At 68.8% G+C, this 23,402-nt stretch carries 19 protein-coding genes; 13 read left to right on the forward strand and 6 right to left on the reverse strand.

The window, feature by feature from the left end; all coding sequences use genetic code 11:
- Positions 1-538: 538 nt before the first annotated feature.
- From HNQ61_RS11990 to gyrA, 3 genes are all read left to right on the forward strand, one after another.
- Entirely contained in the window at positions 539-1,936 is a 1,398-nt protein-coding gene (locus HNQ61_RS11990) for an amidohydrolase (RefSeq protein ID WP_170033165.1), read from the forward strand.
- Positions 1,933-3,213, forward strand: coding sequence for an amidohydrolase family protein (locus tag HNQ61_RS11995; protein WP_170033167.1), 1,281 nt, complete (start codon positions 1,933-1,935; stop codon positions 3,211-3,213). Before HNQ61_RS11990 ends, HNQ61_RS11995 begins: the two co-directional genes overlap by 4 nt.
- 761 nt (positions 3,214-3,974) lie before the next feature.
- Positions 3,975-6,647, forward strand: coding sequence for a DNA gyrase subunit A (gyrA, locus tag HNQ61_RS12000; RefSeq protein ID WP_170033169.1), 2,673 nt, complete (start codon positions 3,975-3,977; stop codon positions 6,645-6,647).
- 685 nt (positions 6,648-7,332) lie between these two features.
- On the opposite strand, the gene HNQ61_RS12005 is transcribed toward gyrA, so the two are convergent.
- The 3 genes from HNQ61_RS12005 to HNQ61_RS12015 form a co-directional block, all read right to left on the reverse strand.
- Entirely contained in the window at positions 7,333-7,911 is a 579-nt protein-coding gene (locus HNQ61_RS12005) for a YqaA family protein (RefSeq protein ID WP_170033171.1), read from the reverse strand.
- Positions 7,911-8,729: a hypothetical protein gene (locus HNQ61_RS12010; RefSeq protein ID WP_170033173.1), complete on the reverse strand. Its 819-nt coding sequence runs from the start codon at positions 8,727-8,729 to the stop codon at positions 7,911-7,913. Before HNQ61_RS12010 ends, HNQ61_RS12005 begins: the two co-directional genes overlap by 1 nt.
- A gap of 227 nt (positions 8,730-8,956) precedes the next feature.
- The gene (locus HNQ61_RS12015; protein ID WP_170033175.1) at positions 8,957-9,775 is read right to left on the reverse strand and encodes a hypothetical protein; all 819 of its coding nucleotides are present in this window, start codon (positions 9,773-9,775) and stop codon (positions 8,957-8,959) included.
- A gap of 108 nt (positions 9,776-9,883) precedes the next feature.
- Between HNQ61_RS12015 and HNQ61_RS12020 the strand changes: the two genes are divergently transcribed.
- Positions 9,884-10,402 carry a YIP1 family protein gene (locus HNQ61_RS12020; protein ID WP_170033177.1) on the forward strand — a complete coding sequence of 173 codons (519 nt, stop codon included), beginning with the start codon at positions 9,884-9,886 and terminating at the stop codon, positions 10,400-10,402.
- Positions 10,403-10,575: 173 nt separating this feature from the next.
- On the opposite strand, the gene HNQ61_RS12025 is transcribed toward HNQ61_RS12020, so the two are convergent.
- The 3 genes from HNQ61_RS12025 to HNQ61_RS12035 all read right to left on the reverse strand — a co-directional run bounded on the left by HNQ61_RS12025 (position 10,576) and on the right by HNQ61_RS12035 (position 12,901).
- Positions 10,576-11,301 (reverse strand): TFIIB-type zinc ribbon-containing protein, encoded by a 726-nt coding sequence (locus HNQ61_RS12025; protein ID WP_170033179.1) that lies wholly within the window; start codon positions 11,299-11,301, stop codon positions 10,576-10,578.
- A 122-nt stretch (positions 11,302-11,423) separates the two neighbouring features.
- Positions 11,424-11,963, reverse strand: a complete 540-nt coding sequence (locus HNQ61_RS12030) for an acyl-CoA thioesterase (RefSeq protein ID WP_170033181.1) — start codon at positions 11,961-11,963, stop codon at positions 11,424-11,426.
- Between the two features lie 296 nt (positions 11,964-12,259).
- Entirely contained in the window at positions 12,260-12,901 is a 642-nt protein-coding gene (locus HNQ61_RS12035) for a CDP-alcohol phosphatidyltransferase family protein (RefSeq protein ID WP_170033183.1), read from the reverse strand.
- A gap of 698 nt (positions 12,902-13,599) precedes the next feature.
- On the opposite strand from HNQ61_RS12035, the gene HNQ61_RS12040 reads away from it, so the two are divergent.
- The 9 genes from HNQ61_RS12040 (at position 13,600) to HNQ61_RS12080 (ending at position 23,171) form a co-directional block, all read left to right on the forward strand.
- A complete protein-coding gene (locus HNQ61_RS12040; RefSeq protein WP_170033185.1) occupies positions 13,600-15,957 on the forward strand; it encodes an FdhF/YdeP family oxidoreductase in 2,358 nt (785 codons plus the stop codon).
- A complete protein-coding gene (fdhD, locus tag HNQ61_RS12045) occupies positions 15,954-16,841 on the forward strand; it encodes a formate dehydrogenase accessory sulfurtransferase FdhD (protein WP_170033187.1) in 888 nt (295 codons plus the stop codon). The genes HNQ61_RS12040 and fdhD overlap by 4 nt, the downstream gene beginning before the upstream one ends.
- A gap of 26 nt (positions 16,842-16,867) precedes the next feature.
- Positions 16,868-17,572 carry an AMIN-like domain-containing (lipo)protein gene (locus tag HNQ61_RS12050; RefSeq protein ID WP_170033189.1) on the forward strand — a complete coding sequence of 235 codons (705 nt, stop codon included), beginning with the start codon at positions 16,868-16,870 and terminating at the stop codon, positions 17,570-17,572.
- Between the two features lie 137 nt (positions 17,573-17,709).
- Positions 17,710-18,153 carry a hypothetical protein gene (locus HNQ61_RS12055; protein WP_170033191.1) on the forward strand — a complete coding sequence of 148 codons (444 nt, stop codon included), beginning with the start codon at positions 17,710-17,712 and terminating at the stop codon, positions 18,151-18,153.
- Positions 18,138-18,545 (forward strand): PIN domain-containing protein, encoded by a 408-nt coding sequence (locus HNQ61_RS12060; protein WP_170033193.1) that lies wholly within the window; start codon positions 18,138-18,140, stop codon positions 18,543-18,545. Before HNQ61_RS12055 ends, HNQ61_RS12060 begins: the two co-directional genes overlap by 16 nt.
- Positions 18,546-18,643: 98 nt before the next feature.
- A complete protein-coding gene (locus tag HNQ61_RS12065) occupies positions 18,644-19,759 on the forward strand; it encodes a tetratricopeptide repeat protein (RefSeq protein WP_170033195.1) in 1,116 nt (371 codons plus the stop codon).
- A 348-nt stretch (positions 19,760-20,107) separates the two neighbouring features.
- Positions 20,108-21,283, forward strand: coding sequence for a glycosyltransferase (locus HNQ61_RS12070; RefSeq protein ID WP_170033197.1), 1,176 nt, complete (start codon positions 20,108-20,110; stop codon positions 21,281-21,283).
- Positions 21,280-22,374 (forward strand): lysylphosphatidylglycerol synthase transmembrane domain-containing protein, encoded by a 1,095-nt coding sequence (locus tag HNQ61_RS12075; RefSeq protein WP_170033199.1) that lies wholly within the window; start codon positions 21,280-21,282, stop codon positions 22,372-22,374. The genes HNQ61_RS12070 and HNQ61_RS12075 overlap by 4 nt, the downstream gene beginning before the upstream one ends.
- An 83-nt stretch (positions 22,375-22,457) precedes the next feature.
- Positions 22,458-23,171, forward strand: coding sequence for an RNA polymerase sigma factor (locus tag HNQ61_RS12080; protein ID WP_170033201.1), 714 nt, complete (start codon positions 22,458-22,460; stop codon positions 23,169-23,171).
- Positions 23,172-23,402 lie beyond the last annotated feature (231 nt).

Genomic DNA, 23,402 nt, shown 5'->3' on the forward strand with positions numbered 1-23,402 from the left:
CCGCCGGGCACCCCCCTCCCCCCGGCCCCCTCACCCCGCAAGCGGGGGAGGGGGAGACCTCAACCCGGGCGGCGGCCATGGCACCTTTCGCATCCGATCGCGCGGCGGAAAGCCCCGATCGTGGGCGCGGCAGCGGCCGCGAGTCGGGGCTTCTGCGTTGTTCGAGCGGCGGATTCATCCGCTCAACGGGCTCCGCGCACGCGCGGATCTCCGCTGGTCGCACCAAAAGGTCCGCCGGCCCCCCACCCCCCCCAGTCTTTTTTTGGGGGAGGGTGGGCGAGCAGTACGAGCCCGGGTGGGGGCCGCCCTCAAGCCCGCCCCCCGAACCGCTGTTCCTATTCCCTATTCCCTATTCCCCATTCCCTATTCCCTGCCCCTCCGAACGAACGTCCGCCCTTGCCGCAGAATCCCGTATACGGCTACAATGCCCCGCGAATTCTCCCCGCGACTGCATGCCCCGCGCGCAGGCACCCCGGTGCTAAAAAACGTGAACGGCCATCCCGTCGCACCCTGCAACTCCGCACAGCAGAGGCACCGAATGAAGCGTGCGTTGTCCGCGCTCGCGCTGGGCTCGCTGGCCGCCTGCGCGCAAGGCCGCGCGGCAGGCTCCACCAGCCCCGCGCCCCAGGCCGCGCCCCGGGCCGAAGTCCCCTTTCCGTCCACCTACCGCCCGCTTCCCTCGCGCACCACGCTCATCCGCGGCGGCACGGTGATGACGGCGGCCGGGCAGATCATCCCCAACGGCCAGGTGCTGATGCGGGACGGCCGGATCGCGGCGGTCGGCGCCACCGTCGACGCCCCGGCCGACGCGGTGGTGGTGGACGCCACCGGAAAGTTCGTCACCCCGGGCGTCATCGACACGCACTCGCACCTGGGCGCGTACGCCAGCCCCGGCGTGGAAGCCAGCTCCGACGGCAACGAGGCCACCAGCCCCAACACCGCCGAGGTGTGGGTGGAGCACTCCGTGTGGCCGCAGGACCCCGGCTTCGTCCGCGCCCTGGAGGGCGGCGTGACGACCATGCAGATCCTGCCCGGCTCCGCCAACCTGTTCGGCGGGCGCAGCGTCGTGCTGCGCAACGTGCCCAGCCGCACCGTGCAGGGAATGAAGTTCCCCGGCGCGCCGTACGGCCTCAAGATGGCCTGCGGCGAAAACCCCAAGCGCGTCTACGGGCAGCGCGGCGGCCCCAGCACCCGCATGGGCGAGGTGGCCGGCTTCCGCAGCGCGTGGATCCGCGCCGCCGACTACCGCCGGCGGATGGACGAGTGGGACCGCGGCGGCCGCAGCGCCTCCAGCATGCCCACGCGCGACCTGGAGCTGGAAACGCTGGCGGGCGTGCTGCGCGGCGAAATCCTCGTCCACAATCACTGCTATCGTGCCGATGAGATGGCGCAGATGATCGACATCTCGCACGAGTTCGGCTTCCGCATCCGCTCGTTTCACCACGGCGTGGAGGCGTACAAGATCCGCGACCTGATGGCGCGCGACTCCATCGCCGGCTCGCTGTGGGCCGACTGGTGGGGCTTCAAGATGGAGGCGCTGGACTTCACCCGCGCCAACCTGGCCATGGTGCACCAGGCCGGCGCCCGCGCCATCGTGCACTCCGACGACCCCACGGGGATCCAGAAGCTGAACCAGGAAGCCGCCAAGGCTGTCGAGGCCGGACGCGAGGCGGGAATTGAGGTCAGCGAGAACGACGCGCTGCGCTGGTTTACCGCCAACGCCGCCTGGGCGCTGGGCATCGACGGCGAGACGGGGACGCTGGAAAGCGGCAAGCGCGCCGACGTCGTCATCTGGTCCGCCAATCCGTTCAGCGTCTACGCCCGCGCCGACCGCGTGTACATCGACGGCGCGCTCCTCTTTGACCGCTTTGATCCGTCGCGCCAGCCGCAGACGGACTTTGAGCTGGGACTCTTTCCGGCGGAGGCCGCCCGATGAACCACAAGCTGCTCGCCGCGGCCGCCGCCGCCGCGCTGGCCGCCAGCCCCGCCGCCGCGCAGACCATCGCCATCACCGGCGGCACGGTGCACCCCATCAGCGGGCCGGCCATCCAGAACGGCACCGTCATCATTCAGAACGGCCGCATCACCGCCGTGGGCGCCGGTCTGGCCGCCCCAGCGGGCGCCCGGGTGATCGACGCGCGCGGCAAGGTCGTCACGCCGGGTCTGTTCGAGCCGTCCACCAACATGGCGCTGGTGGAGGTGGAGTCGGTCGATGAAACCAACGACGCGCGCTTCCAGAACGACGAGGACCGCGTGGCCGCCGCGTTCAACGTGTCGGACGGCATCAATCCCCGGTCGATGGTCATTCCCGTCACCCGCATCGCCGGCGTGACCACGGTCATCAGCCGGCCGCAGGGCGGGCTGATCAGCGGGCAGGGGATCGGCATCGACCTGATCGGCAACAACGTGGCCGACATGGTGATCACGCCCGGCCCCATCGCCATGTTCGCGTCGGTGAGCGAGAACGTGCAGGAGTCGGCGGGCAACGGCACCCGCAGCGGCGTGTTCATGCGCATGCGCGAGGTGCTGGACGACGCGCGGACGTGGGCGCGCAACCCGCAGGCGTTCGAGCGCGGCGAGACGCGCCAGTTCTCCATCAGCCGGCTGGACCTGGCGGCGCTGCAGCCCGTGCTGCGCGGCGAGCTTCCGCTCGTCGTCGAGGCACACCGGGCCAGCGACATCCAGACCATCATCCGCCTTGCGGACGAGTACAAGATCCGGCTGATCATCACCGGCGGCACCGAGGCGTGGATGGTGGCGGGCGACCTGGCCCGGGCGCGCGTGCCGGTGCTGGTGAAGGTGCTGCGCAACCTGCCGGAAAGCTTTGAGTCGCTGGGCGCGCGGTACGAGAACGCGGCGCTGCTGCGGCGCGCGGGCGTGCAGGTGGCCATCACCACCGGCGAAACCTTCAAGGCGTACAACATCCGCCAGGAAGCCGGCAACGCGGTCGCCTACGGCCTTCCGTACGACGAGGCGCTGCGGGCGGTGACGCTGGCCCCCGCGCAGATCTTTGGCGTGGCGGACCGGTACGGCTCGCTGGAGGCGGGCAAGGTGGCGGACGTGGTGGTGTGGGATGGCGATCCGCTGGAGATGCTGACCCGCGTGAACACGGTCATCATCCGCGGCCGCGAGGTGCCCATGACCAGCCGCGAGACGATGCTGCGCGACCGGTACATGAATCTGGATGAGAATGCGCGGTCGTACCGGCAGTGACAGGAAGTGCGTGAGTGCTGGGTGCGTTAGTGCGTTAGGAAGTGCGAGAGTACGAAGGTGCGAGAGTACGAGAGTACGAAAGTGCGGGCGTAGACTGCTCGCGCTGAGAGGGTGAGGCGTCCCCGCGGGCTCTGGTCCGCGGGGACGCTTTCGTTTGGGGAGCGGGCTCCTGGGCGGCCCCCACCCGGGCCGGCACCACCGGCCCACCCTCCCCCAAAACGGACTGGGGGAGGGTTGTTGGAGGCGGATGGTTCGGCGACGGAAGCGGAGGACCGGGTGGGGCGAAGCCAGTTGAGCGGATGAATCCGCCGCTCAAACGGCGCCAAGCCCCGACACCGGCCGCTGGCGTGTCCGGTTCGGGGCTTCAACCGTGCGGGATGAGGGCGCACGCCGCCCCCGGCCCGCGCGCCGAACGGCTCCCCCTCTCCCGCTTGCGGGAGAGGGGGCTGGGGGGTGAGGGCTGCCTCCGCATGCGCCGGACCCCGTCGAACCTCATCGCACTCCCTTCCCACGATCTCTTTCGTACTCTCGTACTCTCGCACTTCGATCCCCCCGCACTCACGCACCCCGCACCCCGCACCCCGCACTCACGCACTTCCCCCTCCGTCCGTTTTCCCTAGCCAAACCGCTGGCGCAAGCGTACTTTGTAGGCCTTGCCGGGCCCCCTTTCGCCGGGGCACGCAGCGGCCTGCGCGGGGTATCATCCGCACGACGCGCAAACGCGCGCGACGCAACGCTTTCCGACCGCTCCAGATACATCGATGTCCGACGACTTCACGCCAGACCTGCCGGAGGACGAGGGCACGCCCGATCTTCCGGCCGGCCCCACTTCGCGCATCATCAACCGTCTGATCGAAGACGAAATGCGCGAGTCGTTCATCGACTATTCGATGAGCGTCATCGTGCAGCGCGCGCTTCCCGACGTGCGCGACGGGCTCAAGCCGGTGCACCGGCGCATCCTGTACGCCATGTCCGAAGCCGGCCTCATCCCCACGCGCCCGTACAAGAAGTGCGCGACGGTGGTGGGCGACGTGCTGGGCAAGTACCACCCGCACGGCGACTCGTCGGTGTACGACGCCCTCGTGCGCATGGTGCAGGACTTCTCCCTGCGCTACCCGCTGGTGGACGGCCAGGGCAACTTCGGCTCAATCGACGGCGACGCCGCGGCGGCCTACCGCTACACCGAGTCGCGCATGGCGCCGCTCGCGCTGGAGCTGCTGGCCGACATCGACAAGGACACCGTCGACTTCGCCCCCAACTACGACGACCGGCTCACCGAGCCGCGCGTGCTTCCCGCCAAGGTGCCCAACCTGCTCATCAACGGCAGCAGCGGCATCGCGGTGGGCATGGCCACCAACATCCCCCCGCACAACCTGCGCGAGGTGGTGGCGGCCTGCGTGCACCTGATCGACAACCCCGATGCCACCTGGGAGGACCTGCACCAGTTCGTGCGCGGGCCCGACTTCCCCACCGGCGGCATCATCTACGGGCGCGACGGCTTCCGCGGCGCGTACGAGCACGGCCGCGGGCGCGTGGTGCTGCGCGCGCGCGCCGAGATCGAGGAAAAGGACGGCGGCCGCGGCGAGCGCATCATCATCACCGAAGTGCCGTTCCAGGTGAACAAGTCGCGCCTGATCGAGCACATCGCCGAGCTGGTGCGCGACAAGAAGATCGAGGGCATCAGCGACCTGCGCGACGAGAGCGATCGCAACATCCGCGTCGTCATCGACCTCAAGCGCGACGCCATTCCGCACATCGTGCTCAACCAGCTGTTCAAGCACACGCAGCTGCAGAGCACCTTCGGCATCATCATGCTGTCGCTCGTCGGCGGTGTGCCCAAGGTCATGGGGCTGCGCGAGATGCTGCAGCACTTCGTGCAGCACCGGCACGTAGTCGTCCGCCGCCGCGCGGAGTTCGAGCTGCGCAAGGCGCGCGAGCGCGAGCACATCCTGGAAGGGCTCAAGATCGCCGTCGACAACATCGACGAGGTCATCGCCATCATCCGCGGCTCGGAAACGACGGCCGAGGCGGGCGAAAGCCTGCGCGGGCGCTTCGGGCTGAGCGAGCGGCAGAGCGACGCCATCCTCAACATGCGGCTGGCCCGCCTGACGGGGCTGGAGATCGAGCAGCTGGAATCCGAGCTGGCCGACGTGCGCGCCACCATCGCCGACCTGGAAGACATCCTGGCCAACGTGGAGCGGCGCAAGTCCATCATCAAGGACGAGCTCACCGAGGTCAGCGACAAGTTCGGCGACGAGCGGCGCACCGACATCCTGGGCGACGCGGGCAGCCTCTCCATCGAGGATCTGATCCCCGACGAGGAGATGGTCATCACCGTCAGCCACGCGGGCTACATCAAGCGCGTGCCCAGCGACACCTACCGCGCGCAGGCACGCGGCGGGCGCGGCATCGAAGGGATGAAGACCAAGGAAGAAGACTGGGTGGAGCACCTGTTCCTGGCCAACACCCACGATTACCTGATGTTCTTTACCCGCGACGGCCAGTGCTACTGGCTCAAGGTGCACGAGGTGCCGGTGGGCTCGCGCAACAGCCGCGGCAAGCCGGTGGTGAACCTCATCAACATGGGGGGCGACGAAAAGATCGCCGCCCTGGTGCCGGTTCGCACCTTTGCGCACGACAAGTCACTCATCTTCGCCACGCGAAACGGCGTGGTGAAGAAGACGTCGCTGGCGGCGTACGGCAATCCGCGCCGCGTGGGCATCAACGCCATGAACGTGCTGGACGGCGACGAACTCATCAGCGTGCAGCTGGCGGACGGCAATTGCGACGTGGTGCTGGCCACGCGCGACGGCATGGCCATCCGCTTCGAGGAGTCCGACGCGCGAGAGATGGGGCGCGCCACCACGGGCGTGCGCGGCATCAGCCTGCGCAAGGGCGACCTGGTGATCGGCATGGTGGTCACCAAGGCCGGCAGCACGCTCCTGGTGATGACCGAAAAGGGGATGGGCAAACGCACCCCCGTGGAGGACTACCGCCGCCAGAACCGCGGCGGCATGGGCGTCATCAACGTGAAGACGTCCGACAAGACGGGGCGCGTGGTCGCGATGAAGGAAGTCCATCCCGGCGACGAGCTGATGGTGATTACCCGCGAGGGCATCATCATCCGCACGCCGGTGGACGGCATCCGCGTCATCGGGCGCAACACGCAGGGCGTCAAGATCATCAACCTGGGTTCCAAGGACTCGGTGATGGACGTGGCCCGCGTGGTGAACGAGGACGAGGAGCCGCTTCCCATTCTGGACGCGACGGAAAGCACCGGGCAGGAAGTGGTGGATTCCGTGGCGCTGGAGGAGACGCTGGGGATCGATCCGGACTTCGACGACGATGACGGCGGCGTGAGCCTGGATACGCCGGCGGACGACGAGCCGGAAGAGGATTCGCTGGACGAACTGCGCGCCGACGACGACTTCTGATCGTCGCGCGGGGGATGAAGGACGGGGCGGCCGCACCATGCGGCCGCCCCGTTTTTTTGTCGGGCGATTACGGGCGTTCGCCGTCCGGGCCGCGCGGTGACGAACGCCGGCTCCGGGTCCGCACGGGGACAAACGCCGGCGCCGGGATCGGGTGTCCGGGGCAAGGTGCCGTTCGTGCGCAGAGTGCCGAGAGCGAATGAATCCGCCGCTCCAACAGCGGAAAGCCCCGACACGACGCCCACAGGCGCCGTTCGGGGCTTCAACCGCGTTCAGGGTCCCGCCGGGGGCTGGTGTGTGCTCCCTCTCCCACATCCGTTCGTGGGAGAGGGTCGTCGTGCGCAGCACGCGGGGTGAGGGCCACAGCCGGCAGCCGCGCACCCAATCCTCCACACGCACCGAGGTCTCCCTTTCTCTCGCGACAGCGTGGGAAAGTGCCGGGGAGAGGGGGGCCTCTCCTACGAGTCGCACCATCCGTAGCACACGAACCCGCAGTTCTCCCCTCTCCGTGCGGCTGTTTGCACGGGGAGGGGCCGGGGGAGGGGCCTCAAAGCCGGCCTGACGAGCAAGGATGGAGGACTCGCGCAGCAAGTAAACAGAGTAAACAGCCCAACCCGAGTTCATCCAATGACAACGCGGCTCCCGGATGCGAGGTCCGGGAGCCGCGTTGTCGTTCATCCGATCGCGATCAGAGCAGCCAGATCGAAAACGCGGCGGTGGCGACCGCGAGGACCGCGGCCGCGATCCGCGCGGGGTGGCCGGCCAGCAGGCGGCGCAGCGGCGGGCCCGCCACGCGCGCGATCCCCGCGAGCACCGCGTACTTCAATCCCCGCCCGATGGCGGAAAAGAGGACGAACGTGCCCAGCGGAATCCCGCTCGCCCCGCCGACCACGCCGTACAGCAGGTAGGGAACCGGCGTGTAGCCAGACGTCATCAACGCCACAGCCGCGTTGCGCCGGTACAGTTCGGAAACGGCGTCCACGCGCGAAAGCAGGCCGTGGCGCGCCAGCAGCGGCCGCCCCACACGGTCGAAGTTCGCCGCGCCCATCCGCCACGCAATCACCCCGCCCACCACCGATCCCGCCGCCGCGAGCGCCGCCAGCGTCCACGCCCGCCGCGGCCGGCCCAGCGCGAGCGCCGCGTACAGCGCCTCCGTGGGCGCGGGGAACAGGCATCCTTCGAGGACGGCAAAAGCGAACAGCAGCGCCGGCCCGGCGGGGTGCGCGGCCCAGCGGCCCCAGCGCCCGCCCGGCTCAGCGCCCGTCATCAGGGCGCCGGAGTCTTCAGTGCGGGCGGCCTCGGCTGGTTCACGGCCACTACCTCCAACCCCATCGCAATCTCCAGCAGACCGGTTTCCACCATCTTTCTGCCGAGTTCGTTCATCCACTGCTGCTCCGGGGTGATGGCTGTCTGCCCGGCGACCGCGGCATCCATCTCCCGCAGAATGGACGCGCGCTGTTCATCCGTCAGCGAAGGGGTCACGTTCCAGCCGCGCACCACATAGCGCCCCGGAATGCGAACTCCCCGCTGCGCCTGATAGTCCAGCATGTCCACCCACAGCACCATCGGCTCGGATTCGGCGCCGTTGAATTGGGGGCGGGGCGCGGAGGTCACCAGGCGGACGAAGTCATAGCTCTCCGCATCCACCATCGCCACCATCGACAGAACACCGCTTTCCCCGAGCTGCTCGGTGGGGATGCTGACTTTGTAGACTCGCCGGCCCGCGGCGGTGTCGGCGCGCACGTCAGCCTGCATCGGCAGCAGTTCGTCGCTGTCTCCCGCACTCGCGCTCGCGCCCGCCAGCACTTCCAGGGTCCCGCGGATCAGCGGGGCGAGCATGGGCATCTCTCCACTGGCCCCGAGTACCGGAATCCATTCTCCCTTGGGGGTCCGCTCCAGGTGGGCGAGCGTGCGCGTAGGCCCGGCCACATAGGCAAGGGTGTAGCTGCGCACCCCCGCCACGTTCTCGGCGGCGCGATCGCGCACGCGCCGCACCAGGGTAGTGGCGTCAGGCGTCTGCGCACGGGCCGCGACGGGCGCCAGCAGCAGAAGGGCGAGGGCGAATCCGCGGAATGATTTCGGCATGAGCTGCGGAGGATGGATGACGGGCGTGGCGGTCGGGAATGGAAAGATATCTCCCGGCCCGCCGCTCCGCTCGCCCGCACTCGACGCGCCGGAATATCCGCGCACCGGACGATGTTCAGCGTCATCCGCCAGTCATGCGCGCCGGGTGGACGGCGAGACTGCGCGCGATGCGTGTCCCTCGATCATGCGGAAGCCGGACGGCGGAGTGCGAGATTCGGGAGGCCGGCTCAGCGCCTGTCATCCTCCCTGGCCATCTCCGGCGGCGGCGGCTGGTTTACCGCCACGAGCTGGATGGTGATGGGAATCTCCAGAATGCCCGTTTCCAGCAGCCGCTCCTCGATCGCCAGGGTCCACTCCCGCGCGGCGCGCTCGGCACCGGAGAACGCGGCGGCTTCGGCGCGGCGGCGGATCAGATCCTCCCGCCCTTCCGCGCGCTCGTCCTCGCTGGCCGGCCCCGCGTTCCAGACGCGCACCAGGTACCGGCCGGGCAGGCGCACGCCGGCGCTGTCCCGGTACTCCAACAGATCCGTCCACAGCGTCATCACGGCGTCGCCCCGGCTGCCGCGCCGCGACTTGCTGACGAAGCGGACCACGTCGTACGTCTCGGCGTCCACCATCGCCACCAGAGATTCCATTTCGTCTTCCCCGAATCCGTCTCGTGGCAGAATCTGTGTGGAGTAGACCGTGCGGCCCGCCGCCGTGTCCGCCTGCGGCTCGCCAAAGGTGACCGGCACCTTGGAACCCGCGGCGGTCAGTTCCAGCATCTGCAGTGTGTTCGCGATGATCCCGCGGACGGGGAACTCGAACTCGGCCATCCCCACCCGCGAATCCCACCGGCCATGCTTGGCGGCGAGTTCCGCGTATCCCGCCATGCGCACGCCTCCCGCCTCGTACGCGACCGTGTAGCTGCGCACGCCCTGTACGTTGGCGGCGGCACGCTCGCGCATGCGCCGCACCAGCGTGGCGGCGTCAGGCGTCTGCGCGCGGACGGTGGCGGGAAGCAGCAGCAGGAGCGCGAGAATGAACCCGCGGAATCTTATCGGCATCGGCTGCGTAGAGCAGAGTGGAAAGCGCGGCGTGGCGGCCGGGGAGGCCAACATAACCTCCCGGCCCGCCACGCCGCTTCCCCTGCACACCTGCATCAGGAGCATCCGATGTCGAGCTTCACCGAGCGGATGATCGGCGCCGCGACGCTGAACATCGCCACGTACGAAGAAGTGGAGCACGACCGCACGGCCACGGGACAGGCCGCGGGCGTGGTGGCGCTGGTGGCCGTCGCCTCCGTGGTGGGCGCCATGGGCAGCGGCACCGAGGGGATGGTGAGCGCGCTGGTGGGGGCGCTGGCGAGCTGGGCGGTGTGGTCGGCCGTCACCTACTTCGTAGGCACGCGCATGTTCGGCGGCACCGCGGACTGGGGCGAAATGGCGCGCACCATCGGCTTTGCGCAGGCGCCGGGGCTGCTGGCGATCTTTGGATTCATCCCCATTCTGGGCTGGCTGATCAGGATCGTCGTGGCGATCTGGATGCTGGCGTGCGTGATCGTCGCCATCCGCCAGGCGCTGGACTTCACCACGGGGCGCGCCATCGGGACGGCGGTGCTGGGATTCATCGTCCTGCTGGCAATCCAGGTGTTCGTCGGCCTCCTGCTCGGCACGGCCCGCATCATGTCCTGATTGATGGAAGGCGCCGCGCACTCCATCCGCTGAAGAAAGCAATCCGGGTGGGATGATTCTTTTGGCGACGAAGCCCGGACGACACCGAGTCGTCCGGGCTTCGTGTTGATCCACAATCACGCGAGACCGATCCGCGTCCATTCCCGCCACACGCGGCGCGGGACCGGCCGCGATCAGTCCATGCCGAAGAAGGCAATCAGCCCCACCACCGCCGCGGTGAGGAGGGGCGTGGGCTCTTCCTTGACTACCTGCACCGGGCGCAGCGCGGGATCGGTGATCACCCGGGCCCGCTCCAGGCGCCGCCGCTCGTCCGACAGCGCCTGCTTCTCCTTTTCGCGCGCCCGGTCCACCCCGCCCGCCCGAATGAACTCGATGATGCGCCGCAGTTCATCCGCATCCAGCCATGCACCGTGGTCCTTGCACTGGTCCAGGATCACGCCCGAAATGCGCTGAAAGTTGTTGCGGTTCATCAGCTTGGCACACACCGGACAGCTCAGGTACTGCACGCGCGTCTCGACCGGCGCGGGAGGCGCGTCCGCGCGAAAAGCGAGAACGGCGGCCTGCTGCTCGGCGTCGGTGGTCACCCGCGTGAAGTCGTCGGGCGCGACCCACACGCCGGAGCAGCGGGCGCACTCCCGCAGCCGGGCGCCGCCCACCTGCACCGGGTTCAGTTCCCCCGCGCACCGCGGACAGGAGAGAGAACGTTCATCGGATTCGGAGGCGGCGCGGTCCGCGCGGGTGCCGCAGTGCGGGCAGTGACGGGTTCCGGAAAACACTCGTCCGAAACACGACGGGCACGCGACGGTCGCCAGGCGCGCGGAGCAGTGCGAGCAGGCGTGCAGGTCCGTCGTGGCGGGGGCCCCGCATCCGGGGCAGCGGAGGACAGCGGCTTCAGGCATGCGGTTCAGAACGGGATTCGCCGGCGGACGGTTTCAGCCACGACGGATGCACATCGACCGAAAACGCGGACCGGCCTCCGCGCGTGACGGAGGCCGGTCCGGGGCAGCGGTGGCGCGGACGGTCAGCCCCGGGTGCGCTTGCGGCTGCGGTTGAGGCGTTCTTCGCGGCGCTGGCGGCCGGCCTCGTTGCGGCGCTTTTCATCCGCCGTCTCGGGGATGATGCCGGGGACGCGCGCGGGGCGGCCCTTGTCGTCCAGCGCGACGAAGGTGGCGTAACAGGTGTTGGTGTGGCGCTCCACCCCGGTGATGGGGTTCTGCGCGAACACCTTTACGCCGATCTCCATGCTGGTCTGCCCCGTGAAATTCACCGAGGCGTGGGCGATCACCAGCTCGCCGATGTAGATGGGCTCGTTGAACTCCACCTCGTCGAAGCTCTTGGTGACGACGGGCCGGCCCGCGTGCTTCATGGCGCAGAACGCCGCCGCCCGGTCGATGAAGCCCAGCAGCACGCCGCCGAACAGCGTGCCCGCCACGTTCTGGCTCTGCGGCTCGGCCAGGTCGGCAAAGGTGACCTGCGAGTCGCGCACGGGGCGCGGCGTGTCGGGATCGGGCGGTGGCGTGTTCAGGTAGATCTCCACCGGGCGGATCAGCCGGTTGGTCATATGTGCTCCATTGTTCGTTGGCTCATTCGGAACGCACAAAATGGCGAGGAGCGCCGTCCGGCAACAGGGCGCCATCGTCCGCGAACGTGCGTCCCGCGCGGCGATCGTTCCGCGTCCCCATCCGCCGTTCAGCCGGCAAATCCGTCAACTGCCCTCACGCGGAGGGACGCGGCGGAAGCGGAGGTACGCGGGGGATCATCCGTGACTCCCATCATTCATCACCCGCCACGCCGCGAACGAGAACGGGCCGGCTCTCCGCGCGGAAGCCGGCCCGTTCATCATCCGATCGCGCTCCGTCAGCGGACAGCGGCGTCCCCCATGGGCCTGCGCTGCAGCAGGATGACGGAGTACACCTTGATCGCCAGAATCGCGAGCACAACCGCGCTCACCAGCACCGCCGATCCGGTAAAGATGAGCAGCAGCGTCACGAGCCCCGTGTTGAACGCCTTGCCGGCGGGAGACCAGTTGAGCTGCCAGATCTTGCGGTCCACCAGGTAGTAATAGTTAGGCGAGATGATGCCCGGATGGCGCAGGTACTGGTTGCTCAGAAAGTGGTCGATCCCCATGAACTGCAGCAGAAAGAGGACGATGGGCACGGCCATGCCGGGGTGCAGGTACAGCTCGTTCAGGTAGAAGAAGGCGACCAGAAGCCGGTCCGAAAGTATGTCGAACTGGCCGCCCAGCAGCGTTTCCTGGTTGAGCTTGCGAGCGACCGCGCCGTCCAGGATGTCGAGCGACCAGTAGACGGCCAAACCGTAGTAGTTGAGCGTTTCGTTGCCGGTGAGCGCGGCCATGGTGAACAGCACCAGCCCCACGACGAGGCGGGTGGCGGTGACCAGGTTGGGCCACGTCCACGGGGTGTCGTGGTGCAGCACGGCGGGAAGCGCCGGCGCGCCCCACGGCAGCGGCTGGGACGCGGAATTCGTAGATGACGGCATTGGGATCGATCGGATTCGGTTGGGCGGGACGGCGCCAAAGGTCACGCGGTGTGTCCTTCCGCGCAAGTTTGGCGGGGTGAGGACGATGATGTTGGTGCGTTCGACATTGGGGCGTGCGGCGGACTGGGGCGCGGCTGCCGGCTGTGGCCCTCACCCCGCGTGCTGCGCACGACGACCCTCTCCCACGAACGGATGTGGGAGAGGGAGCACACCCCAACGGCGGGTTGGGCGTGGGGACGGGCATTTACGCGCGTCCCCTGTTGTCGTCCGGCGGTTGAAACCGCGCCTCGAAACACGCGAAGTCCGCCTGCGCGGACTGCGGCGGCGGGTTCGTCGCGGTCTCCTGATGCAGTTGAAGCCCCGAACGGCGCCTTTAGGCGACGTGTCGGGGCTTTCCGCTGTTTGAGCGGCGGATTCATTCGCTCAAGATCCATTCGGCGGCGATGAATTCCGCTCCCCACGCCGGAGCCCCGCCCTCGCTCAACCCTCCCCCAGTCTTTTTTGGGGGAGGGTGGGCCGGTGGTGCCGGCCCGGGTGGGGCCGCCCGCGAACTCCGCACCTCCGCACTTCAGTCCTCCCGCACTCACGCACCCCGCACTCACGCACTCCCCCCGCACTTTCCCCTTGCGTCCCCACCCAACCCATCGACACCTTTGCTCCTCAAGCAGTTACGCCCTTTTTTCGGAGCAGGCCGTCCGATGCGCACCCCTCCCGATCCGCAGCCGCGGCACGACCCCGGCGCCAAGCCCGCCGGCGGCATGCCCGCGCTCCTCAGCACCATGCGGCAGCTGGCGCGCGAAAAAGCCATCGTGCCCGGCACCGCCGCGCTGCGCGTTCTGAACCAGGAGCACGGCGTCGATTGCCCGGGCTGCGCCTGGCCGGAACCGCGCGAGCACCGCTCGTCGTTCGAGTTCTGCGAGAATGGGGCAAAGGCCGTCGCCGCCGAGGCCACGGGAAAGCGCGCCACCCCCGAGTTCTTTGCCCGCCACTCGGTGGAGGAACTTCGGCACCAGAGCGACTGGTGGCTGGAACAGCAGGGCCGCGTCACCCAGCCCATGATCCTGCGCGACGAAAGCCGCCACTTCGTCCCCATCAGCTGGGACGATGCCTTCGCCCGCGCCGGCGAGGCGCTGCGCAACCTGGAGAACCCGAACCAGGCCGCCTTCTACACCAGCGGCCGCACCAGCAACGAAGCCGCCTTTCTGTACCAGCTCTTCGGGCGGATGCTGGGCACCAACAACTTCCCTGACTGCTCCAACCTGTGCCACGAATCCAGCGGCGTGGGACTGAAGCAGACCATGGGCATCGGCAAGGGCGCCGTGCAGCTGGAGGACTTCGAGAAGGCCGACGCCATCTTCATCATCGGCCAGAATCCCGGCACCAACCACCCGCGTATGCTCACCACGCTGCAGGCGGCGCGGCGGCGCGGCGCGGAGATCGTCGCCATCAATCCTCTGCGCGAACGGGGGCTGCTCAGCTTCGTTCATCCCCAGGAAGTCGGCCCCACGCTGACGGGAAAGGGGACGGAGATCGCGACCGTCTACCTGCAGCCCCTGCCCGGCAGCGACGTCGCCGTGCTCAAGGGGATGATGAAGCAGATGCTGGACGCGGAACGGCGCGACCGCGGGCGGGTGATGGACCACGGCTTCATCCGCGCGCACTGCACGGGATACGACGAGCTGGTGGCGGACCTGGACGCCACGCCGTGGACGCAGATCACGGAGCAGAGCGGACTGACACAGTCGGAGATCCTGAAGGCGACGGAGGTCTACATCCGCAGCCGCGCCACCATCGTCTGCTGGGCGATGGGGCTGACGCAGCACGAGAACGCGGTGGACAACATCATCGCCTGCAGCAACCTGCTCCTGCTGCGCGGCAACGTGGGGCGCCCCGGCGCGGGCCCCTGCCCCGTCCGCGGCCACAGCAACGTGCAGGGCGACCGCACCATGGGCATCGACCACACGCCGCCGCCGTGGATCGAGGCGCTGGAGCGGGAGTTCGGCTTCCGCGCGCCGCGCGATGGCGGGCTGGACGTGGTAAACGCAATTCCCGTCATGGCGGATGGCGGAATCCGCTTCTTCATGACCATGGGCGGCAACTTCCTCAGCGCCTCGCCGGACACCGCGATGGTGGGCGAGGGACTGGCGCGCATTCCCCTTTCGGTTCACGTCACCACCAAGCTCAACCGTACGCACGTCAGCGGCGGCGGCGAGGTGATGATCTGGCCCTGCCTGGGGCGGACAGAGACCGATCTGCGGGCGGGCGGCGAGCAGTTCGTCACCGTGGAGGATTCCATGAGCGTCGTCCATTCCTCGCAGGGCCGCAACCGGCCGGCGTCGCCGCACCTGCGCAGCGAGCCGTCCATCGTGGCGGGACTGGCCAAGGCCGCGCTCCCGGACGGCGGTGGGGTGGAATGGGACGCGCTCGTGGCGGATTACGATCGAATCCGCGACGCCATCTCCCGCGTCATCCCGGGCTTCGAGAACTTCAATTCCCGCGTCCGCGAGCCTGCGGGCTTCGTTCTGCGCAACACCGCCGCGCACCGGGAGTGGAAGACGGAGACGGGAAAGGCGAATCTGGTCATCACCCCCACGCCGTCGCTGCGGCTGCCGGCGGGGCAGCTGCGCCTGTTCACCATCCGCTCGCACGACCAGTACAACACCACCATCTACGGGCTGGATGACCGGTACCGCGGCATCAAGCAGGCGCGCCGCGTGATCCTGATGCACGCGGACGACATCGCCGAGCGCGGGCTCAAGGCGGGCGACTGGGTGGACGTGCGGTCGCACGGGGCGGACGGGCGCGAGCGGGAAGCGCCGCGGTTCCGCGTGGTGGAGTACGACGTGCCGAAAGGCAGCGCGGCGGCTTACTTTCCCGAGGCCAACGTGCTCGTTCCGGTCGGCAGCCGCGACCGGCGCAGCAATACGCCATCCAGCAAGATGATTCCCGTCACCGTGCAGCCGGCGCGGGCGGGGGTGGACGTGGTGGGCGCGGACGAACGGCTGGTGCACCGCGCCGCGGTGGAAGCATCCAATCTGACCGGCGCGGCGGTGTGAGCGGCGACCGGCGGAGCACCGCGCGCGCCCGGGTGGAGCGTGTGTCCGTCTCCGCCGACGGCGCGGTCCGCCGCGTCCGCGACGATCTTCTCGCGACGGAAGAGCCGCTGGAAATCCGCGTCCTGCGCGCGGAAGACGCGTCCGGTCCGGCCGACGCGAATGCAACACGCGTGGCGGTAACCATGCGTACGCCGGGCGCGGACTTCGAGCTCGCGGCGGGCTTTCTGTACGGCGAGGGATTGATCGATGGGCCGCGATCGATCACCGCGATCCGCTACTGCACCGAGGCGGAGCAGCGCTACAACGTCGTCAACGTCGTGCTGGCGCTTGGCGCGCCGTGGAACGCGGATGCCCTCGCGCGCAACTTCTACACGACGTCCAGCTGTGGCGTGTGCGGAAAGGCATCCATCGAGGCGGTGATGGGCGCCGCCTGCCCACCCGCCTCCGCCGGGCCGTGCGTGGAACCGGCGGTGATCGTCGCGCTGCCGGACCGGCTGCGGGAGGCGCAGGCGGTGTTCGAGCGGACGGGCGGACTGCACGCCGCCGCACAGTTTACGCCGGAGGGCGAACTGGTGCGCATCCGCGAAGACGTGGGCCGCCACAACGCCATGGACAAGCTGGTGGGCGCCGCGCTGCTGGCGGGAGAGGTACCGCTGGACGGCGCCGTGGTGATGGTGAGCGGGCGGACGAGCTTCGAGTTGGTACAGAAGGCGGCGCGCGCGGGTATCACCGTGCTGGCTGGCGTTTCCGCGCCGTCCAGCCTGGCCGTACAGCTGGCGCGGGAGACGGGAATGACGCTCGCGGGCTTTGTCCGCGGGCCGGGATTCAACATCTACGCGGGCGGCGCGCGCATCGGCCGCCCCGCGGGAGCAGCGACCGGGTGATGACGGGAACGGTGAGAGTCGGGTTGATGGGAGTGCTGCTGCTGTCGGCGTGCGGCGAGCAGGGCGGAGAACTGCGCGATGCCACCGAGCGCCGCCGCGCCGCCGCCGCGGAGGCGCACGACGATTCGGTAAAGGACGGCACCGCGGTGGACGCGGGGGACGGGCGCATTCCCGCCTTCGTGCTGAACGATTCTTCTCCCGCCACCGCGGCTACACCCCCAGTGACGGACACGGTGGCGCCGCCCGCCGTTCCCGCGGCGGACACCGCGGCGGCCGCGCCCACGCCTCCCGCCGCGCAGCCGCTGGGCGAGTGGACGGCTGGCGGCACCAACGCCCGCCGCCGCGGGGGGAGCGCCACGCTGCGCGGCCTGCGCGCGGGGGTGAACACCGGCTTCGACCGCGTGGTGCTGGACTTTGGCGCCGACCCGGTGCCGGGGTACCGCGTGGAGTACATCGACGCGCCCACGGAGTGCGGCTCGGGCGATCCGTCCGCGGTGAACGGCGGGGCGTTCCTGGCCGTCACCCTGCGCGGCGCGCAGGCGCACGACGAGGGCGGGCGCCCCACCGTGGCCCGCGAGCGCCGCGTGAACATGCCGCTGCTGCGGGAGATGCAGATCACCTGCGACTTCGAGGGCGAGGTTCAGGTGGTGCTGGGGGCCGCCGGCCGGGGCCGCTACCGGGTGACGGAACTCACGGGACCCTCGCGCCTGATCGTGGACCTGCAGCCGTAGCTAAGTACCACCCGTGGCGGGTATTACGCCGTTGAGCGGAGCCGTCCAGAGCGTTAGATTGACTGCTCGCGCTGGATGCCGGCCACCCGCCACGGAGGAGCCCCGTGCCGCTTGTCCTGAAACCTCATTCTGACCTGATGCACGCGCTGGAGGTGGAGGCGTGCAATGCCGGGATCCCCGTCGAGGAGCACGCCGAGGCGCTGCTGCACCTCGCGATGGTGCTGCTCGACGAGCACGACTTCTGGATCCTTCCCGAAGCCGCCGCCCGGTACCTGGAAGATCGCGGGCTCGTCACTTCCGAGCAGGTGGCGGCATCATTCGACGAGTCGATCAAGCCGCTGCTGGACGACGCGGAGGAGCGCCGCCGGGCCGCCCGCCTGGCGCAGGACCCCGAAGCGCGGGCCGCGCTGGCGCGCGAGATCCGGGACAGCCTGGGGGACCTGCGGCACACCGTCCGAGAGCCGATCGAAACGTATCCGGGCGTCGCTCCCAGTCCCGTGGTAGACGACTTTCTCCGCCTCAAGCGCGAAGAACTGGCCCTCGAAGAAGAGCGGGAGGCGCGGCGATGGGCCGTACGCTAGTATTCGACTCATCCGCGCTGATCGCGTATCTGGCGCAGGAGCCGGGTGGCGCAACCGCCGAGAATCTGTTGAAAGATTCCCGGCACACGTGCATTGCGCACGCAGTAAACATCGTGGAGGTATACTACGACATGCTGCGCCGGGGCGGCCCTCCGCATGCGCAGTGGGCAATGCTGTCGTTGCGCATACTTGGCCTGAAGCACGATCCGAGACTGAATCAGAAGTTCGTTCGGCAGGTTGCCACTCTCAAGTCGGCCAGGAAAGTTTCCCTGGCCGATTGCTTTTGTATCGCACTCACCGTTTCCGTCAACGGTGAGCTGGTCACCTCCGATCACCACGAACTGGACCGTGTGGCGGCGGACGGCGTCTGCTCCATCCGGTTCATCCGATGACCCGCCCGCGGCATGCCGGGATTGCGCGCGAGCCCTTGCCCGCGCAATGTAAACATCCGATCAAGCCGTACATCCCGCCTCCATCCCGTCCCGTTTCCATGCGCATCCGTTCCGTCCTGCTGCTGGCGCTCGCGCTTGTGTCCGCCCCGCTCGCGGCCCAGGAACCGCCCCGGCCTCCGCTTCCCCGCGGCGCCGACGCCAACGACTGGCAGTCGTACTTTGCCGCGGGCGAAAGCCGCTTCATCCAGTTTCCCACGGAGGCCGCGGCTGCGTTCTACTGGTCGGCGCGGCTGGACCCCACGCGCGCGGAGCCCATCTTTGCGCGCTGGGCATCGTTCTTTGCCAAGGACGACGGCACGTGGGAGTCGTACCTGAACGATGAGCCGTTCGTGATGCGGCGCCCGGCCACCATCGCCAACGATTCGCTGATCACCCGGGCGTACTACCGCAACCCGTTCGTGCACCGCGGGCTGGAAGTGGGCCTGTACGCCCGCATGGGTGCCCGGCTCAACTGGGACGGTGCCATGGCGGCGTTCCTGAACTACGGGCAGGGCGACTTCCGGCGGGCGGCCGTGCAGTTCGGGCGCCTGGTGCGCAACAATCCCACCCGCAACCTGCGGCTTCGGCACTACCGCGCGCTGGCGCTGGTGGGCGCCGAGCAGCCGGACAGCGCAGCCGCGGAGATCCAGATGCTGCTGGCGGCGCTGCGCTCCCGCGACGAGCGGACCGTCGGATACGTGTACGAGAGCAAGGCCATGTGGGAGTTCGCCCTCGGGATGCTGTACGATCGCCAGCAGCGCACGGCCGATGCGCGCGCCGCGTATGAACGCGCGCTGGTGGAGGACCTGGCCATGTATCCCGCGCACGCCGCGCTGGGCCGCCTTGCCCTTGCCGCGGGCGACACGGCGGCGGCGGTGCTGGAGTATTCGCAGGCGGCCGAAGCGGCGCCGCAGGACGCGGTGATGCACTACGAGCACGGGGGCGCGCTTTCCGCCGCGGGCCGCCCCGAGGAGGCGCTGAGCGCCTACCGCCGCGCGCTGGAACTGGAGCCGTACTGGGCACTTCCGTACGTGGGCGTCGGTCAGATGCAGGACCTGCTGGGCCGCCGGGCGGAGGCGATCGCCGCGTACCAGGCGTACCTGGAACGCGCCCCGCGCACCCAGGCCGAAACCGCCACCCGCGTCCGGGCCCGCATCGCCACCCTGGGCGGCTGACCTCGCGAGATCGCGCAGCGGACGAACGCCGGCCTCCTTCCATGGGCCGGCGTTTCCGTTCATCCCGAAATCGAACGACAGCCTCACGCAGAGCAGCAGAGGCGCAGAGAAGAGAGCGGACGGCGTTGATTCTTCTTCCCTCCTCTGTGCCTCTGCTGCTCTGCGTGAGACCTGCTGTTGCCCTTCCTCCGTGACCTCCGTACATCCTCCGCGGCCTCCGTGTGAAACGGCAGTTGCGGGCAATCCGGCGCGCCACAGAACGCGAAAAACACGGCGGGCTGTCTCACGCGGCTGCCCGGGCGTACATTCTCCCGCGATCCCCGCGCGCAGCAGACACGAGACAAACTGGTGCAGATTCCACAGGACGCAGACCGGGGCAGGCCCATGAGGGTGGCGTACTTCACCGAAAGCCTGCTGCCGCACGTGGACGGCGTGTCGCGCACACTGGCCCAGCTCTTCGGCTTTCTGGAGCAGCGGGGGGTGGAGTTCCGCGTGTACTCGCCGTTCGTGCCCGGGCCGGAGGTGTCGTGGAGCGCGCGCGTGCGCCCCGTGAAGTACGTACGATTTCCGCTGTATCCGGACTATCGCGTGAGCATTCCGTTCGGCCCGGGGATGGCGCGCGAGTTGGACGCGTACCGGCCGGACCTCGTCCACCTGGTGAGCCCCACGCCCATGGCGTCGCGCGCGGCCGGATGGGCGGAAAAGCGTGGGATCCCCGTCGTCAGCAGCTTTCACACGCACTTCGTCTCGTACTTTCGCTACTACGGCGCGCCCCGGCTGGAGCCGTTCGGGTGGCGGATGATGCGGCGGTTCTACGCGCGCTCACGCAAGGTGTACGTACCGTCGGAAAGCATGATCCGCGAGCTGCACCAGCACGGAATCCACAACACCGAACCGTGGTCGCGCGGCATTGATCTGGCCCGCTTCTCGCCCGAGCACCGCAGCCCGGAACTGCGCCGCCTGGCCGGCGCGGACGACACGCCCATCGTGCTGATGGTGAGCCGCCTGGTGAAGGAAAAGGACATGGCGGACCTGGTGCGCATGGAGCAGGCGCTGCGCAGGGACGGAAACCGCCACCGCCTGGTGCTCGTAGGGGACGGGCCGATGCGCGGCGAGCTGGAATCCGCGCTCCCCGGCGCTTTTTTCGCCGGGCACCAGAGCGGTGCCGACCTCGCGCGCTGGTACGCGTCCGGCGATGTCTTCGTCTTTCCTTCGACGACGGAAACGTTCGGCAACGTGGTGCTGGAAGCGCAGGCGTCCGGCCTGCCCACCGTGGTGGTGAACCGCGGTGGCCCGCCGGACCTCGTCGATCCGGGACAGACGGGCTTCATCGCCCGCGCCAACGACCCGGAAGACCTGGCCGCGCACGTCCAGCGCCTGCTCGCCGACCCCGCGGAGCGGGCGCGCATGGGCGCCCGGGCACGAGACGCCGCCCGCGCGCGCGACTGGTCCGTCATCAACGGACGGCTCGTGGACAGCTACGCGCGGGTCATTGCCGACCACCCCTCGCCCCTCCGCCGATGAAGCCCGAGGCCGGCCCGCAGGCGTCTTCCCCCGGAACCATCTCCCGCACGCTGGACCGGGTGCTGCGCACGGCGCTGTTCCTGGTGCCGTTCGGCGTGCTGGGCAACCTGGCGCTCAGCTGGATCGCCACGGACCACGACGTCCTGCGCAACCTGGGCGCGCTGGACCGGCGCTACCTGTACCTGGCCATTCTGCTGGCCCTGTTTCCCTGGGTCACCAACACCCTGCGGCTGCTGATCTGGGCGCGCTTCATCGGGCACCGTGTCAGCTTTCGCGACATGTTCCGCGTCACTCTCGGCGCGGAGCTGACCTCGTCCGTCTTTCCGACGTCGTCCGGCGGCGAGGTGTTCCGCTGGGGGATGATGGTGCAGAAAGGGATTCCGCAGGGGCACGCGGCCTCCATCGTCACGCTGGGCTACCTGGAAGACATGATGTTCTTTCTGGTCGCCATCCCCGCGTCCGTCATCATCTCGCGCGCGTGGGAGCTGCCGGTGCTGCGGTCGCTGGGCGGGCAGATGCGCGGGCAGGCGCTTTCCGTCATCGCGGGAATCGTCGCGGCCGTGCTGCTGGTGTGGCTGCTGTCGCGAATGTTGATGGCGGGGCGGTTGGGCGATGGGCTGCGCCGCCGCGGGCTGCGCTGGGCGGCCAAGTTCAAGCGGCGGATGCGCAAGACGATGCACGACTTCCGCGGCGTGTACCGGCTGGTGGTGCGCCGGGGCAAGAGCCGCTTCGCGCTCACCGTGCTCATCACCGCCGTCCAGTGGGCGTGCCGCTACTCGGTGGTGACGGCGCTGGCCTTCTTTCTGGGCGCGCGGGTGGACCCGGTGCTCTTCTTTCTGCTGCAGTGGGTGATCTTCACGTTGATGATCTTCATCCCCACGCCGGGCGCGTCGGGCGGGGCGGAGGCGGCGTTCTACCTGGTGTACGGCGCGCTGATGCCGGCGGGGCTCATCGGCATCGCCACGGCGGGATGGCGGATGCTGACGTTCTACCTGAGCCTGGCGCTGGGATCCATCATCTTTCTGATCTTCAACATCGCGGACGCGCGTACCCGAAGACTGCGGCGGCAGGCCATTTCAGAGGGCGGCTAAACACGAGATTAGCAACAGGTTAACTTGGCTCCGAACGGGTCCGGACCCTCGACAAACGCCCTTCATGCCGTTAGATTGGGAGCATGAAAACCGCTATCGATCTCAGCAAGACGGCGGCGCTTTTCGAGGCGCCCACGCATGCTCCGCTCCGGAACGTGCGCACGGACCGCGTTCGCCAGGGCTTGGGCGACGTGCAGCCGCACCGCGAATCGTTGCGCGGCATGGCGGACGAGGAGCTGTTTCAGCGATATACCGAAGGCGACCAGGCCGGTTTCCGCGTCCTGGTGGAACGATATGAGCCGCGCATTCAGGGCTTTCTGCGCAAGCGGCTGAACGACGAGGAGCGCGTGGCGGACCTTACGCAGGACACCTTCCTGCGCATTCACCGCGCGCGTGAAAGCTACGATCCGGCGCGCAAGTTTTCGACGTGGATCCACACGATCGCGAACAACCTGCTCAAGAACGAGTTCCGCAACCGTTCGCGGCGGCGGGAGACGGCGTTCTCGGAGCTTCGCCCCGACGCGAGTGCGTCCGGTGCGGCGGCGCGTCCGGTGGAGTTCGCCAGCGGCGGCGCGGATCCTTCGCGCGAGGCCTATCGCAGCGAGCTGCGCAAGGCGATTGACGCCGCGATCGAGATGATGGACGAGCACCACCGCATTCCGTTCGTGATGCGCGAGGTGGAGGACCGTACCTACGAGGAAATCGCCGAGGAGATCGGCATTCCCGTGGGCACGGTCAAGAGCCGCCTGAACCGGGCGCGGAACTCGTTCCGCACGCTGCTCCCGGTTCCGGTGTGACCTGAACCCTCGTCTGCTTTCCAGAAGCCCGCTTCGACCCCGGTCGGAGCGGGCTTCTTTTTATCCGCAAACAGAAAATCTCACGCAGAGCAGCAGAGGAGCAGAGAACACCCGTTGTCCTCTGCTCCTCTGCTGCTCTGCGTGATCGTTTTCTCTTGCTGTTCCTCCGTGACCTCCGTGCATCCTCCGTGACCTCCGTGTGAAACGGCAGTTGCGGAATTTTCTGCACGA

Source organism: Longimicrobium terrae, assembly GCF_014202995.1.
GTDB classification, from domain to species: domain Bacteria; phylum Gemmatimonadota; class Gemmatimonadetes; order Longimicrobiales; family Longimicrobiaceae; genus Longimicrobium; species Longimicrobium terrae.

What these genes read in the sequence shown, in the direction of transcription:
- HNQ61_RS12040 (WP_170033185.1), top strand. Translation starts at nt 13,600, where the DNA reads ATGCGCACCCCTCCCGATCCGCAGCCGCGGCACGACCCCGGCGCCAAG.
- HNQ61_RS11990 (WP_170033165.1), top strand. Translation starts at nt 539, where the DNA reads ATGAAGCGTGCGTTGTCCGCGCTCGCGCTGGGCTCGCTGGCCGCCTGC.
- HNQ61_RS12020 (WP_170033177.1), top strand. Translation starts at nt 9,884, where the DNA reads ATGTCGAGCTTCACCGAGCGGATGATCGGCGCCGCGACGCTGAACATC.
- HNQ61_RS12055 (WP_170033191.1), top strand. Translation starts at nt 17,710, where the DNA reads ATGCACGCGCTGGAGGTGGAGGCGTGCAATGCCGGGATCCCCGTCGAG.
- HNQ61_RS12075 (WP_170033199.1), top strand. Translation starts at nt 21,280, where the DNA reads ATGAAGCCCGAGGCCGGCCCGCAGGCGTCTTCCCCCGGAACCATCTCC.
- HNQ61_RS12030 (WP_170033181.1), bottom strand. Translation starts at nt 11,963, where the DNA reads ATGACCAACCGGCTGATCCGCCCGGTGGAGATCTACCTGAACACGCCA.
- gyrA (WP_170033169.1), top strand. Translation starts at nt 3,975, where the DNA reads ATGTCCGACGACTTCACGCCAGACCTGCCGGAGGACGAGGGCACGCCC.
- HNQ61_RS12065 (WP_170033195.1), top strand. Translation starts at nt 18,644, where the DNA reads ATGCGCATCCGTTCCGTCCTGCTGCTGGCGCTCGCGCTTGTGTCCGCC.
- HNQ61_RS12015 (WP_170033175.1), bottom strand. Translation starts at nt 9,775, where the DNA reads ATGCCGATAAGATTCCGCGGGTTCATTCTCGCGCTCCTGCTGCTGCTT.
- HNQ61_RS12050 (WP_170033189.1), top strand. Translation starts at nt 16,868, where the DNA reads ATGGGAGTGCTGCTGCTGTCGGCGTGCGGCGAGCAGGGCGGAGAACTG.
- HNQ61_RS12035 (WP_170033183.1), bottom strand. Translation starts at nt 12,901, where the DNA reads ATGCCGTCATCTACGAATTCCGCGTCCCAGCCGCTGCCGTGGGGCGCG.
- HNQ61_RS12080 (WP_170033201.1), top strand. Translation starts at nt 22,458, where the DNA reads ATGAAAACCGCTATCGATCTCAGCAAGACGGCGGCGCTTTTCGAGGCG.
- HNQ61_RS12010 (WP_170033173.1), bottom strand. Translation starts at nt 8,729, where the DNA reads ATGCCGAAATCATTCCGCGGATTCGCCCTCGCCCTTCTGCTGCTGGCG.
- HNQ61_RS12005 (WP_170033171.1), bottom strand. Translation starts at nt 7,911, where the DNA reads ATGACGGGCGCTGAGCCGGGCGGGCGCTGGGGCCGCTGGGCCGCGCAC.
- HNQ61_RS12025 (WP_170033179.1), bottom strand. Translation starts at nt 11,301, where the DNA reads ATGCCTGAAGCCGCTGTCCTCCGCTGCCCCGGATGCGGGGCCCCCGCC.
- HNQ61_RS11995 (WP_170033167.1), top strand. Translation starts at nt 1,933, where the DNA reads ATGAACCACAAGCTGCTCGCCGCGGCCGCCGCCGCCGCGCTGGCCGCC.
- HNQ61_RS12060 (WP_170033193.1), top strand. Translation starts at nt 18,138, where the DNA reads ATGGGCCGTACGCTAGTATTCGACTCATCCGCGCTGATCGCGTATCTG.